Source organism: Enterococcus caccae ATCC BAA-1240 (assembly GCF_000407145.1).
GTDB classification, from domain to species: Bacteria; Bacillota; Bacilli; order Lactobacillales; family Enterococcaceae; genus Enterococcus_L; species Enterococcus_L caccae.
Genome location: NZ_KE136473.1, coordinates 111,444 through 125,360 on the forward strand (window position 1 = coordinate 111,444; position 13,917 = coordinate 125,360).

A 13,917-nucleotide genomic window follows, 5' to 3' on the forward strand; every position below is an offset into this window, starting at 1 on the left:
TATGGAAAAAGCATGTTTTTTCTGAAAACAGAAGAGAAATAATCAGAGAAGGAGAGATTGACCAAGTGGACTATTTAAAACGATTGTTTATCGGAAAACCTTTAAAATCTACTGATAATGATGAGCATAAATTAAGCCGATTTGCAGCGTTAGCTTTATTATCATCAGACGCATTATCTTCGATTGCCTATGGTACAGAACAAATTGTTGTTGTACTTGTTACATTATCCGCTGCTGCCATATGGTATTCATTGCCGATTGCTGCTTTTGTTATTATTTTACTTATTTCATTAACGTTATCTTATCGGCAAATTATTCATGCCTACCCTCATGGCGGAGGAGCATATGTTGTCAGTAGTGAAAATTTAGGGAAGAATGCAGGACTGGTGGCTGGTGGATCGTTGCTAGTGGATTATATGTTGACCGTTGCGGTTTCGGTTTCTGCAGGAGCGGAGGCAATCATTTCAGCGGTTCCTGCTTTGTATGGTCACCAAGTCGCGATTTCGATTGTGATTGTGTTGTTGATCATGTTGATGAATTTACGCGGCTTAAGAGAGTCCGCAAGTTTTTTGATGTTTCCTGTGTATAGTTTTATTGCAGTTATCACTTTGTTGATTGCAACAGGCTTATTTAAAATTATTACTGGAGCTGTTCCCTTACATGCTACAGCAATCCCTGGCACTGTGGTTCCTGGAATCACGATTGCGTTGATTTTACGAGCCTTTTCTTCTGGTTCTTCTTCATTGACTGGGGTTGAAGCAATCAGTAATGCGGTGCCTTTTTTCAAAAAGCCTAGAGCAAAAAATGCGGCAGGAACATTAACTTTGATGGCTGCGATTTTAGGTTTTTTCTTTGTTGGAATCACGTTTATCAATTACTGGTATGGAATTGTCCCTCAAAATGAAGTGACAGTGTTAGCACAAATTGGAAAAGCAGTATTCGGACAAAATCTTCTTTATTATGTACTGCAGTTTACGACAGCATTAATTTTAGCCGTAGCGGCCAATACAGGATTTTCAGCTTTCCCAGTGTTAGCCTATAATTTGGCGAAGGATAAATTTATGCCACATATGTATATGGACCGTGGGGATCGTTTAGGTTATTCAAATGGAATTTTGACTTTGGCAGCTGGATCAGTGGTCTTGTTATTGATTTTCCAAGGTTCAACGGAGCGATTAATTCCACTTTATTCAATTGGTGTATTTATTCCATTTGCTTTATCTCAGACAGGAATGGTGCTTAAATGGCGGAAAGAAACCAAAAAGTGGTTGTCAAAATCGATTGCGAATATTGTTGGGGCATTGATTTCTTATGGTATTATCGTTATTTTATTCATGTATCGCTTAGGTGATATCTGGCCATTCTTTATTATAATGCCCGTTTTGATTTTTGTTTTTTACAGCATCCATGCTCATTACAAAAATGTAGCGGAGCAATTGCGTGTGGAAGAAACGGCGGAACAGCAGAAATTTTATGGGAATACTGTGATTGTTTTAGTGGGAAACGCGACACAAGCCAATGTTGGTGCAGTAAATTATGCTCGCTCGATTGGTGACTATGTGGTTGCGATGCATGTATCATTAGACGAAAACAAAGAAAAAGAGCAGGAAATTGAAACAGAATTTAAAAAACATTTTCCAGATATACGTTTTTCTGTGGTTCATTCTTCTTATCGGTCGATCACCAATCCAATTCTTCGATATGTAGATATCGTCAGTAAAAATTCTGCGAAACGAAAGTATACGACGACAGTGTTGATTCCTCAATTTGTTCCGAATCGGCGCTGGCAAAATATTTTGCATAATCAAACGAGCTTACGTTTACGTCTAAAATTATCTTGGCGGGAAAATATTGTCGTTGCGACCTACAGTTATCATTTGAAAAAGTAAAACTAAAGCTATAAGATTATTCGTTTTTTGGATAACTTGTAGCTTTTTTTGTTGTGAAGGAGGGTAATATTATTCTTCTATCTTGAAAGAAGGTATAATCGTTTGTAAGTTATTCATAAAAAAGGGTCAGATTGGAGTAGAAATGACATTTAAAATTTTATGGGAGTTAGGAGAAATCTATACAACTCCGCTTGATTGGTTTTTGGTCTTATTGGGAATGGCTTATAGCGGTTATGCTCAAGGAAATTTTTTCAACTGGCGTATTCTTATTTTTTTAATTGTCTTATTTCTTTATCATATCACGATGAATGTGTTTAATAATTACATGGATTATCAAAATGCGAAAGATGATCATTATAAAAAACAAACGAGCACTGTTAGTAAATGGAACCTTTCTCTAAAAACAGTGAAAAGGACTTTTTTATTTTTTCTGTTCATTTCTTTGTTTTTTGGCGCTATTTTAGTTTTTAGTACGGATGGCTTAGTGTTGATTTTGGGGCTTGTAGGATATTATGTTGGTTTTGGTTATTCTTATGGGAGAAGACCGATCAATAGTTTACCAATAGCGGAGACGATTCCAGCAGTATTAAGTGGTTTTATGATTCCGATAATCAGTGCTTACTTGGCGAATTATGGGGAGTCTAGTTTAACGTTGCATTCACTTTGGGGCATGCTGATGGCTTTTATGCCGATGTTTTTCTGTATGTTTAATAACTTACTGGCAAATAATACCTGTGATCTTGAGGAAGATATTAAAAACGGGCGTAAGACACTTGTCTATTCTATTGGCAAGAAAAATAGTGTTTTGTTGCTTATCCTGTTAACGTGTTTAAGTTATGTTTCAATTTTAGTGGCTGTTTACTTAAAACAAGCTCCAGTCTTGACTCTAGGAATGATCTTATTATTTCCAGTTACTTTAAAAGTATTGCGACCTTATTTTAAACAACAAATAAAAAAACAGACTTTTCCGTTAGTCCTTAAAGGGATGTCTTTGATTATGCTTGGGTATCCGGTTGTTTATTTCATGGGAAGTTTTATTAATCAACAATAGACAATAAATGCTTATGGATACTGAGATGCAACTATGAATTGACAAGGTGGGAACAGATGGGAGCAGTATTGTTTTTTAGTATTGGTGGTACTGCTTTAATTAACTATTAAATAAAAAATGTAAACAAAAAGAGCTTCAATATATGAATACAAAGTTCGTTAAAGTGATTGGTTATGTCCTCATTTTTACATCACTATTGATATCGTGACTATTTAGTTTAAATCCTGATAACATTCTTAATGACAAAACGAAAACGACATTCACTACTTTCCTGCAGATTGATTGCAAAATAGTAGTGAATGTCTTTTTTTAAGTATCTAATTTACTTATAAGAGAAGCGCTTCTTATGGATAAAAAAACTGTTATTGTTTAATTCGTTGAATGTTTACTCGCTGGATCCAAGCGGCGTTCGATTATGCCTAATACCCAGTCCGTAATGATCGCCATCAAAGCAGTCGGTAACGCCCCAACAAGGATGATTGCTGTACCATCCGTCGCATTGGTTCCGCGAATAATGATATCACCAAGACCACCTGCTCCTACAAAAGCACCGATGGCTGTGATCCCGATCGCCACAACTAAAGCATTCCGAATCCCTGCCATGATCACAGAAACTGACAGTGGCAATTCCACCATGTAAAGTCGTTGCCACTTTGTCATACCCATTCCTTTACCCACATCTAAAATATTTCGATCGACCTGAATCATTCCAGTATACGTATTTTTGATGATCGGTAATAGAGAATAGAGAAAGACGGTAACGATAACTGTATTGACACCAAGTCCAAGACCGAGCATTAAAATTGAAAGCATCGCCAATGAAGGGACCGTTTGAATCAAGTTTGCGATACTCACGACCCAGCCAGCCATTTTTCTTCTGCGGGCAATGAAAATTCCAATCGGTATTCCAACAATCGCGGCAAATAATACACCGTAGATGGAAATCAGAAAATGTCGGACAAATTGGCTCAATACGTAGCTGCCGTTTTGTTCAAAGTAATAAATAAACTGTTGCAGTAAATTCATATCTTGTAGATTCTGCATTATTTTCCACCTCCTTCAGATTCGAAGAAATGGTGTTCTTTTAAGAAATTATCGGCTACAGTCGCAGGTTCCATTAAATCGTTGTCCGCTTGATAATTTAATTTTTGCATTGTTTCGGTTGAAATTTTTCCAGATAACTTAGCTAGAACATCATTCAATTCAGGATGTTCTTTTAAAACGGCATCTGTTGCAACAGCACAAGCATCATAAGGCGGGAAGAAATGAAGATCATCTTCTAAAATAACAAGGTCGTAACTGCCGATTCGGCCATCTGTTGAATAACCTAATACGACATCCATCTTGTTCGCCGCAACAGCATCATAAACTAAACCAATCTGCATCGGAAAAACACGCTTGAAGTCAAAGCCGTATGTTTCTGTAAAGCCTTTGTAACCATCCCCTTTACGATCGATCCAAGAGGTATCAACCCCAGCTGTTAGTTGATCGCCGACTTTTTTGAGGTCACTGATGGTTTTTAGATTATACTTTTTAGCGGTTTCTTGTGTAACCATAAATGCATAGGTATTGGCAAATCCGTAAGAGTTAAACCATTTTTGCTGAAATCTTTTTTGAAATTCAGATTGTACAACATCAAAGGCTTTTTTGGGATCTTTGATCGGTTCTAAATTTAATGTAGTTGTTAAATCAGTCCCAGTATAACGAGCGGCTGAAATTTGTGCATCGCCATTCATCATAGCTTGATGATTGATCGTAGTTGTGGCTAAATTATTGATGATCGTTGTTTTTTCGTCCGTGTAATGCTCGATCATCCCAGCAACTAAGCTTGCTAATATTTGAGCTTCTGATGTAATTCCACCTGTAATGGAAATGGTCGACTCATCAGAGTTAGAAGCTAGTCCTGGTAAAGAGCAACCTGATAGTAATAAAGCGCTACAAAACGTTATGAGTAATAATTTTAATTTTTGTTTCATCATTCTGCCTCCTTCAATGCTTTAGGAGTTAATTTCTTCTCTAACAAACCTAATAACAAGTCTGCCGCTAAAGCTAAAATAGTAACAGGAATGGTTCCAGCAAAAATCAAATCTGGCTGATAATTATTTAATCCGCTGAAAATAAAGTCTCCAAGACCACCTGCGCCGATGTAAGAGGCAAGTGTTGCCCAAGCGATGACATACACCGCAGCCAGACGAATCCCCGCCATGATGGTCGGCATTGCGATAGGCAACTCGACCATAAAAATCGATTGTACATTCGTCATGCCCATCCCTTTGGCGGCATCTTTATAATCAGAACTGACTTCTTTGATCCCAATATACGTATTTCTTAAAATAGGGAGTAATGAATAAATAAACAAAGCGATGATCGCTGGAATTTTACCGACACCAAAGATCGGAATCATCAATGCGAGTAAGGCTAATGAAGGGACCGTCTGTAAGGCACTGGTCAAGCCGATGACGATGGCAGCTGTCCTTTTAGTTCTAGTTAATAAAATCCCGATCGGTACTGCAAATAAAATCCCCAAAAGGAGTGCGACACCTGAAATGAAAATATGCTCACCTATTTTAGTAACAAGTTCATTTCCTCTTTCTAAAAGAAACTGATTCATGTTGCTACACCTCCGCTTGAGGTTGTTTGACATCAGTTGATTCTGTTTCACTTGAAGCAGGAGTCACATCTTCTGTTTCTTCTTCACCCCAGATAACATCGTACACGATATCTACGAGTGAGGCTCTGGTTAAGATTCCAACCACTTTTTGTTGATCATCCACGACAGGTACATATTTTAAACCGCGTTTTAAGATACGTTGCAGCGTATCCCGTAGTAAGGACGATTTTTTTACAAAGAAGACTTTTGGATTCATGATATCACTCACACTAGTAGCTGTATTTCTACGACGGTCAAGCGTTTCAACATCAATAAACCCTTTTAAAACACCAGCTCCATCAACGACTAAGAGCGTATCAACCCGTTTTTCTCTCATGAGTTTGATTGCTTCTGATAATGATTTTTCTGGTGTGATCGTGATTGCGTTGTTTAACATCACTTCGCCAACTGTGGTAATATCCGGTTTGGCTTGGATCAAGCGGTCTTCGCCAATCAATTCTTCGACAAATTCGTTGACTGGGTGACGTAAAATATTATCTGGTGTATCAAACTGGATAACTTTTCCTTCGCTCATAATCGCAATTCGATTTGATAATTTCAGTGCTTCATCCATATCATGAGTAACAAACACAATGGTTTTTCCTAATCGTTCCTGTAAATCTTTCACTAAATCTTGTAAAGAATCCCTTGTAATAGGATCTAACGCACCAAAAGGTTCATCCATCAAGATGATGTCTTGATTGGCTGCAAGGGCACGAACGACCCCGATTCTTTGTTGTTGACCACCAGAAAGCTCATTTGGATAACGGTCGAGCATTTCTCTAGGTAGTTCAACTAAATCGATCATTTTTTCTGCAATCTTGTTCCGTTCTTCTAGGTCGACTTTTAATAACTTAGGTACAAGCACGATGTTTTCTCTGATTGTCATGTGCGGCATCAACCCGATATTTTGAATAACATACCCGATTTTTCTGCGTAACTCTACTGGATTGATGGTTTGAATATCTTCACCATTGATCAAGATTTTTCCTTTTGACGGATCCGTCATTCGATTGATCATCCGCATAGAAGTTGTTTTTCCGCTACCACTGGTTCCGATAAAGCAGATAAATTCACCTTTATCAAAAGACAGATTGATGTCATCTACAGCGATTTTACCGCCTTTGTAAATTTTTGAAACATGTTGAAATTCGATCAACTTTCTCACCCCAAATTTTTTTTCTGTGTCTCGTTTCCTAATTGATTTCAGTGTTTCCTAATAAACGTTTCTACTACTAGTATGCTACAAAACAACGATTTGGACAAATCAGATGTTTTTTTTCTCTTCCTCAAGGTTACAAATAATCGAATAACTAGCTTGTTTGATTAAATGATGAGCCCTCTTATTAAGGAAGTTATGGGGAATTTCAACAAGAAGTTTTGTCCGCTAGTCTCCTATTGACAATAAGTAGAAACCTTAGTATATTGTTGACTATCCACTAGTATTTTATGAATAATAGAAGGGTGGTATAGGGGATTTAGGTTGGGCTAGTTGTTTTATTTTATCGGATACCCAAAAGAAACAAGGAATGTTGGAAATAAAGATTGACTGTTTTTATCGTTGTTTAGTTTTCTTATCTTTTTTCTTGGGTGACCTTTGCTTAGAATGTGTATAAATGTGGAGAAAGACGAGAAAAAAGATAGGAGGAGAAACAACACAGACGGTAAATCTTATAGTTGCTGTTTTTCCTAAAAATGAAGCAAGTAGGAAAAGCTTGGCTTTGAAACGAGAATAACGAGCAAAAGTTGTGTCTAAAAAGCTCGTACTTGTTGAAAACTCAATCAAAACAAAAGAAGCAGCAACATACAAACAAATAATCGCATCAGAACAAGTAGTAATCCAGTAGCCAATGTAATTGGAACAATCGCCATGAGCGTCAGAAAACAATAGAAGAAACGGAGACTTGTCGAGGACTTCAATTAACAGATGAACAAGGATGCGACAAAAAGGAGCGTGGAGGCAGCAATTAAGCCATCCTAATTTGACACCAGAAGAACGTCAAGGTATTATTCAAGAGAAAAAGAATTACAATCGCAATAACCACGGATAAAGGACTGAACAATAGGTGCTTCAAGGGATAAGGAACTTTGGTGTAATGCTAAAGTTGTTGCTTTCTATAAATGAGATATAGAACGTTCTTTTCAAGCTGAACAGCCAACGAACTTAGCTGTAGTTGCTCTTTTCATAGTCGATTTAGTTCAGTGGATATGTATAGAAACTGCGGGTAATTTGTCAATCAAAACTGTGATAAGGGGATTGAGCGATGAGGGCTTCTAGTCAATTTAAAAAAGGTGCTTTAGAGATGTGTGTGCTTCATTTTATCCAAAAAGAAGATCGTTATGGTTATGAATTAACACAACGAGTGAATCAGTTTATACCAATTACTGAAGGGGCGCTTTACCCAGTTTTGCGTCGCTTAGTCAAGGAAGCCTATTGCGACATCTATACTAAAGAATCGCCAGAGGGGCCTTCTAGAAAATATTATCAGATAACTGTTAAAGGCAAAGAATATTTAGCACTCTTAGAGCGTGATTGGGATGAATTCGTTGAACAAGTAAGGAAACTGAGGGAGGCAGATTAGTGAACACAATGGAAGACTATTTAAACCAACTAAAGTCTGCTTTTGCTGAAGAAGATATAGAAGACTTTAATGCGTTAAAAGAAGATTTATTAGAACAATTAGCTATTTGTTTAGACGAAGGACAGACAGAAGCCGAAGTTGTTGCAAGACTTGCTTCTCCAGAGGAAATTGCGGCAGATTATTATGCTGATCTCAGTTTAGCTACTGCAATCAATGCCAAAACATCTGTTGTTCCAAGAGAAGACATTCAAAATGTATTCATTCAAACTCAGAAAAAAAGGATGCAGAAGGTTATCAAAACCGCTTTTAAAGTGGTGAAACCATTATTATTATTATTCCTTTTGACAAGCTGTTTATTTTTTTTGGTCTATATTATAAAAGAATTGAATGAGGAACGAAACCTTGCGAGTATTCCGACCGTTTTGAGTTTATTTTTGTTGGCGCTTATTTTACAAGTAAGCAAGGGGTGGTTTATAAAAAAACAGCGAATAATCAGCGTGATAGCGATTGGACTAGCTGGGTTTGGCGTAGGACTATTACTATTTTTTTTAGTGACAGGACAATCGATGTATACAGGTAGGCAATACTATAAAGAAATTAACCTAACTTCTAATAATCATGTTGCTTTCAGTTTTGACTCAGACGCAGATGTTGAAATCACTACGGTAGAAGTATCTAGTACTGAAAAACCTAGTTTGATGATTAAAGGCAAATTTAAAGAAAGTGATATCAAGCAAATCGAGAACGCTTCATATGGTAATAAGGTCGATTTAACTTTGGATGAAGAAAATATTTTTGATATATTTACACGAACAGGTCGTTCAGAAGTGATTTTCTTTATTCCAAAAGGCACGATCCTGGATGATTTTCACTTGGGATTAAATTGTGGAGATTTGCGTTTATTGGACATTCAAACGAAAAAATTTGATTTAGATTTATTTTCTGGTGATGTTTATGCTAAAAATATCATTGCTGACGAAGGGCATGTGGACAGTGATTATGGGGATGTCATCATAGAAGAATCTGCGATGAATTTAACTGTTAAAAGTGTTACTGGAAAAACAGTCATCACTGAAATGCTAGGCGATTTAACAATCGAAGGAGACAAAGGACTTTCTGTTTTGAAATTTTTACGCTCAGATAATGTTGTATTGAACAATCATTCAGGAAGAATGATTTTAGAAGATTCTGAAATAAAGAAACTAGCAGCTACTGCGACAGATGGTCAAGTTATCGTCAAAAGAACAACAGGTGCTCTTTTGCTGGCTAATGAATCTGGAAAAATTGTTTCAGAAGAAAATCAAGGGACACTAGAATTGAAAAATATTTCTGGACCGACAATTGCTATCCAAGAGAGCAAAGTAAACGCAAAGGTCTCAAGTCAATCTGGTTTTATCAAATGGCTTCAAGATCCTAGCCAATCGCTCAACGTTACAGCAAGTACAGAGACTGGTGAATTACGAAACGATTTTTCTGAGGTTCCCAATGACGAGAACTATAAAATAGAGGTGAAATCCCAAACTGGTGATGTTAAAATTTTAGAAAAAGTTGAATAAGTTTCACTTGTTTGGTATAGAGGCATAGTTTTCATGAGTAATCTTCATTGGTAGTAAATAAAAGGGGAGAGAGCATGGAACAGACATATTTAACTTTGATAAATGAAGTGGACAGTGTTTCTGTTCCCGATGTTTTGCTGGATTTCTGGACACTCCTACAATCATTATTTGGATACTCAGAATATAGGACTTTCCCAATATCAATTTAATTCAATGTTAAAGTTGTGTTTAGTTTTTATTTCTAGTTTCTTTGATGGATCAACCCTAAAAAGCTGAGAAGTCAATAGGCTGGTATAAAAATAGAGAAAAGTGTATTTATTTTCATAATAAAAAAAGATAAATGAAAAATTTTCTGACACTTTGTTGACTATGAAATTGTTTTTCTTTAAAATGAGTAGTAGATAGAAACGAATATAATAAAAAAGGCACTTCACAAATCAGTTGGCGCTGATTTGCGAAGCCCTGAGAAGTCAGAGAAAGCTGACCAATCAAGTTGCCCTTGTCAATGCGTAACATCGACATATTCCATTTTACTCAATTTTTGGAGAAATATCTAGAACTTTCTTTTCCGGAATGTAAGGTGGATTATTTGATGCCTATTTGTTGAACATGCAATGGTGTTGGTAGAGTTTACCAACACCATTTTTTTGTTTCTATCTAGAGAGAGTAAAGCGTTCTATTTTAGATAGTATTGATTGAAGCCGACAGTCAAACGCTACCTTAGAATAAAACCTTTGCGATTTCGAAAAACCAAAGACCAACAAACACCAATAAAATCGTTGAAGTGGTAATGTTCTGTTTTGTTGGTGGTTGTCTTTGGTTGTTAGGAGGTATAAACAGGAGTGAAAGTGTCAAAGGAAGGGTGACTTATTCTAGGCGAGTCAGCTTACTTTACCTTGTGTGACTGTTTGTACCTTTTTTATATTTTTGAGCTAAAATACATAGAGCTATTATTGGTAATATAAAAAATAAATGGTTTAATTTATTTTTCTTGATAAATAGTTGCTTCAATAGCCGTTCGTTTTTTTTCTAAGAAAGATGGCAGAATAAGACGTTCACCTAAGGTTTCTAATGGTTCGTCGATCGTAAATCCTGGAGTTAAAGTTGCAAATTCGACTCGATTTCCGCCAGGTTCTCTGATATATAAACTTTTAAAATAACCGCGATGGATAAGTTTTTCAATCTGCCATCGTTGTTGTTTGGCTTTTTTATATAGCAGGTCAAGGTCGTTTTCACTTTTGATCGAGAAAGCGATGTGATCCATACTTCCTCGTCCCATTCGTGTTTTTTCTGAGGTATTTGTTGATACTAGTTGAATAAAATCGGATTTATTTAAACGAATCTGACCATTTTCATTTTTCAAACCTAGCAACCGATAGAAGAAATCAGCTGTTTTTTCAGGATCAGCAATATGAAATTCGGTTGATAAAAGACCTAAAATCTGCTTGTTTCCTGGAATAGAGCTAGGGACTTGCAGATTGCTAGATAATGTTGGTTGGTTTACTTCAACTAGTCGAAGGTTTACTTGATCTCGATCTTTAAACTGAAGTGAGGTTAACTCTTTAGTGAATGCAATTTGAGCTTTAGCTAAGCGTTGTTCCCAAAATGGTAAGCTACCTTTTGGGATCTTTAGCCCGATAGAGCTTAAAAAATGCTCATTATCATAACGTTTAGCAAGAGCGGGGACTACGAAGAAGGTAATAACAGAGCCTGGTGTACCTGCGTAATTGCCGTAATAATAATGAAGCATTTTATGGTTATCCTGATTGACTGTTTTTTTTACAAAGCGTAGCCCAAGGATGGTGGTATAAAAAAAGCGGTTTTCCTCTGCATATCTTGTCAATAACGAAACATGATGGATTGGTACAGTCATTATAAAACCTCCTTAAAGTAATAACTTACTTATAGTAAGTTTAGAGCTTTGAATGAACAGATTCAAGTATTTTGTCTTTTAATGAGATGTTTTCTTCGTAGCTATATAACATAAAAAATGGTAGAATAGCCAAGACAAATCAAGTAGAAAGAGTGAACGGATATGCTTAGTACAGAAGATTTTGATTTTGATTTACCAGAAGAACTGATTGCTCAAACTCCTTTAAAGGATCGAACGAGTTCACGACTTTTGGTGTTGAACCGCGAGACAAAAGAGATAGAAGATAAACATTTTCATGATATCATTGATGAATTAAATGCGGGAGATGCGCTTGTCATGAATGATACCCGAGTGTTGCCAGCTCGATTATATGGGGAAAAACCTGAAACAGGCGGGCATTTGGAAGTGCTGTTATTGACAAATACACAAGGTGATACCTGGGAAACATTGATCAAGCCAGCTAAACGAGCAAAAGTTGGGACAAAGATCAATTTCGGGGATGGTCGTTTAAGTGCAACTGTTGTTGAAGAACTGGAACATGGTGGACGGATCGTAACCTTCAATTATGAAGGAATCTTCTTAGAGATTTTAGAATCACTTGGTGAAATGCCATTACCGCCGTATATAAAAGAACGTCTAGAAGACCCTGAACGATATCAAACAGTCTATGCAAAAGAAAATGGCTCTGCAGCAGCCCCTACAGCGGGGTTACATTTTACTCAAGAACTACTTGAGAGAATCCAATCAAAGGGTGTGAAGCTTGTTTATTTGACCTTACACGTCGGTTTAGGGACATTCCGCCCGGTGAGCGTGGAAAATATTTCAGAACATGAAATGCATAGTGAATTTTATCGTTTAACTGAAGAAGCAGCCGAACAGTTAAATAAGGTTCGGGAAACTGGTGGTAAAATCGTCGCAGTAGGAACAACCTCAATTCGGACCTTGGAAACGATTGGAACGAAATTTGACGGACAAATCAAAGCAGATAGCGGTTGGACAGATATTTTTATTACCCCAGGCTACGAATTTAAAGTTGTACAAGCTTTTTCTACCAATTTTCATTTGCCAAAATCAACATTAGTGATGTTAGTCAGTGCATTTGCAGGAAGAGACCTAACGTTAGCTGCCTATCAACATGCGATCGACGAGCGTTATCGCTTCTTTAGTTTTGGTGATGCAATGTTTGTAAAGTAATTTAAATCAAAAAACTCGTTTTTATTCTAACAGAGTTGAAGATAAATGACTGAATACATTTATCCTTCGTGCTCAAGTTTAGAAGCAAACGAGTTTTTTGTTTTTTGGGATTCGAGGTAGTAACAGTTATAAGCCGCTTAAAAGTAGTGTTTGTGATAATTCTCTTTTACGAACAGATCGTGGTAAGAAGCATCGGATTTCATCTTCATTAAAACCAATCTGAAGTCTTTTTTCGTCAATCATAATTGGACGGCGTAGCAATCCAGGGTTATCCTGTACTAATTCCAATAATACATGTAAAGGAAGTTCGTTAATATCTATATCTAGTTTTTGGAAGACTTTGGAACGAATGGAAATAATGTCCTCTGTGCCTTCTTCTGTAAGAATCAATATATTTTTAAGTTCATCTAATGTAATAGGAGTCGTGCCAAAGTTCTTTTCTTCAAATGGAATATCATGATCAATCAGCCAACGTCTTGCTTTTCTACATGATGTACAGCTATTTGTGGTATATAATTTTAACATATTTTTTCAGATCCTTTCGAAAATATTGGTACATACCTCTTAATAAGTATAATATACTAAAAGTAAAGAATTCACAAAATAAATGCTTACAAAATAGCTGATTATTTCAATCAAAAGGATGGAATAATCTTTAAAATAGAAAAAAATGTTATTTTTTTTGGATAAATATCATTGTTATCTTTACTTGTTGTGTGTAAGGATTGTTATGTATAGTTTTTAGTTAGGCAAGATTTTTTTAACAAGTGGATGCAAGCGATTTCGAAAATGAGGATGGGACAGAAGTGTTTAATCCCGAGAACCAAGTAGGTACTGCGCAACAATGTTTATCTGCGACGAGCCTTTAGCAAGAAAGCAACTTGTTCTTCGTTGTGTTTTACAGCAATTTCAGCTTATTTCCGAAAGGATTACTTCTGCTGCCATCGTTTATTCTACTCACTTTTTTAATAAATACTTGACTGTAGGGCTACCTCATAGTTTATGCTGTTAATATGAAATACAAAGACGCATTTTTTATAATAAAGAGAGCAGCTATACCTGAGTGTTGTGTTGTCAGGTTTAAACAAGTCTGTTCTATCTGGAGAGTGGAGGAGATTAAAA

At 36.4% G+C, this 13,917-nt stretch carries 11 protein-coding genes; 5 read left to right on the plus strand and 6 right to left on the minus strand.

Annotated features, from left to right (window positions below; genetic code table 11):
• Positions 1–65 precede the first annotated feature (65 nt).
• Complete coding sequence (locus I580_RS06095; protein ID WP_010771080.1) at positions 66–1,889, plus strand: amino acid permease; 1,824 nt, start codon at positions 66–68, stop codon at positions 1,887–1,889.
• A 142-nt stretch (positions 1,890–2,031) separates the two neighbouring features.
• Positions 2,032–2,940: a prenyltransferase gene (locus tag I580_RS06100; RefSeq protein ID WP_010771081.1), complete on the plus strand. Its 909-nt coding sequence runs from the start codon at positions 2,032–2,034 to the stop codon at positions 2,938–2,940.
• A 369-nt stretch (positions 2,941–3,309) separates the two neighbouring features.
• On the opposite strand, the gene I580_RS06105 is transcribed toward I580_RS06100, so the two are convergent.
• The 4 genes from I580_RS06105 to I580_RS06120 are packed head-to-tail and all read right to left on the minus strand — an operon-like array spanning position 3,310 to position 6,749.
• Entirely contained in the window at positions 3,310–3,984 is a 675-nt protein-coding gene (locus tag I580_RS06105; protein WP_010771082.1) for an ABC transporter permease, read from the minus strand.
• Complete coding sequence (locus I580_RS06110) at positions 3,984–4,919, minus strand: osmoprotectant ABC transporter substrate-binding protein (RefSeq protein ID WP_174277939.1); 936 nt, start codon at positions 4,917–4,919, stop codon at positions 3,984–3,986. The genes I580_RS06105 and I580_RS06110 overlap by 1 nt, the downstream gene beginning before the upstream one ends.
• The gene (locus I580_RS06115) at positions 4,916–5,551 is read right to left on the minus strand and encodes an ABC transporter permease (RefSeq protein WP_010762608.1); all 636 of its coding nucleotides are present in this window, start codon (positions 5,549–5,551) and stop codon (positions 4,916–4,918) included. The genes I580_RS06110 and I580_RS06115 overlap by 4 nt, the downstream gene beginning before the upstream one ends.
• Before the next feature lie 4 nt (positions 5,552–5,555).
• Entirely contained in the window at positions 5,556–6,749 is a 1,194-nt protein-coding gene (locus I580_RS06120; RefSeq protein WP_174277940.1) for a betaine/proline/choline family ABC transporter ATP-binding protein, read from the minus strand.
• 1,105 nt (positions 6,750–7,854) lie between these two features.
• Here I580_RS06120 and I580_RS06125 point away from each other — a divergent pair.
• On the plus strand, positions 7,855–8,172 hold the full coding sequence (locus I580_RS06125; protein ID WP_010771085.1) for a PadR family transcriptional regulator: 318 nt from the start codon (positions 7,855–7,857) through the stop codon (positions 8,170–8,172).
• Positions 8,173–8,180: 8 nt separating this feature from the next.
• Positions 8,181–9,728 carry a DUF4097 family beta strand repeat-containing protein gene (locus I580_RS06130; RefSeq protein WP_245558647.1) on the plus strand — a complete coding sequence of 516 codons (1,548 nt, stop codon included), beginning with the start codon at positions 8,181–8,183 and terminating at the stop codon, positions 9,726–9,728.
• 982 nt (positions 9,729–10,710) lie between these two features.
• Here I580_RS06130 and I580_RS06135 read toward each other — a convergent pair.
• The gene (locus I580_RS06135) at positions 10,711–11,601 is read right to left on the minus strand and encodes a VOC family protein (protein ID WP_010771087.1); all 891 of its coding nucleotides are present in this window, start codon (positions 11,599–11,601) and stop codon (positions 10,711–10,713) included.
• 162 nt (positions 11,602–11,763) lie between these two features.
• Between I580_RS06135 and queA the strand changes: the two genes are divergently transcribed.
• Positions 11,764–12,795, plus strand: coding sequence for a tRNA preQ1(34) S-adenosylmethionine ribosyltransferase-isomerase QueA (gene queA, locus I580_RS06140; RefSeq protein ID WP_010771088.1), 1,032 nt, complete (start codon positions 11,764–11,766; stop codon positions 12,793–12,795).
• A 126-nt stretch (positions 12,796–12,921) separates the two neighbouring features.
• Here queA and spxA read toward each other — a convergent pair whose 3' ends face one another.
• The gene (spxA, locus tag I580_RS06145; RefSeq protein WP_010771089.1) at positions 12,922–13,320 is read right to left on the minus strand and encodes a transcriptional regulator SpxA; all 399 of its coding nucleotides are present in this window, start codon (positions 13,318–13,320) and stop codon (positions 12,922–12,924) included.
• Between the last annotated feature and the right edge of the window lie 597 nt (positions 13,321–13,917).

Bases quoted from the DNA above. Each gene is read 5' to 3' on its own strand.
- spxA (WP_010771089.1), bottom strand. From the start codon at position 13,320: ATGTTAAAATTATATACCACAAATAGCTGTACATCATGTAGAAAAGCA.
- I580_RS06115 (WP_010762608.1), bottom strand. From the start codon at position 5,551: ATGAATCAGTTTCTTTTAGAAAGAGGAAATGAACTTGTTACTAAAATA.
- I580_RS06125 (WP_010771085.1), top strand. From the start codon at position 7,855: ATGAGGGCTTCTAGTCAATTTAAAAAAGGTGCTTTAGAGATGTGTGTG.
- I580_RS06110 (WP_174277939.1), bottom strand. From the start codon at position 4,919: ATGATGAAACAAAAATTAAAATTATTACTCATAACGTTTTGTAGCGCT.
- I580_RS06100 (WP_010771081.1), top strand. From the start codon at position 2,032: ATGACATTTAAAATTTTATGGGAGTTAGGAGAAATCTATACAACTCCG.
- I580_RS06135 (WP_010771087.1), bottom strand. From the start codon at position 11,601: ATGACTGTACCAATCCATCATGTTTCGTTATTGACAAGATATGCAGAG.
- I580_RS06105 (WP_010771082.1), bottom strand. From the start codon at position 3,984: ATGCAGAATCTACAAGATATGAATTTACTGCAACAGTTTATTTATTAC.
- I580_RS06130 (WP_245558647.1), top strand. From the start codon at position 8,181: ATGGAAGACTATTTAAACCAACTAAAGTCTGCTTTTGCTGAAGAAGAT.
- queA (WP_010771088.1), top strand. From the start codon at position 11,764: ATGCTTAGTACAGAAGATTTTGATTTTGATTTACCAGAAGAACTGATT.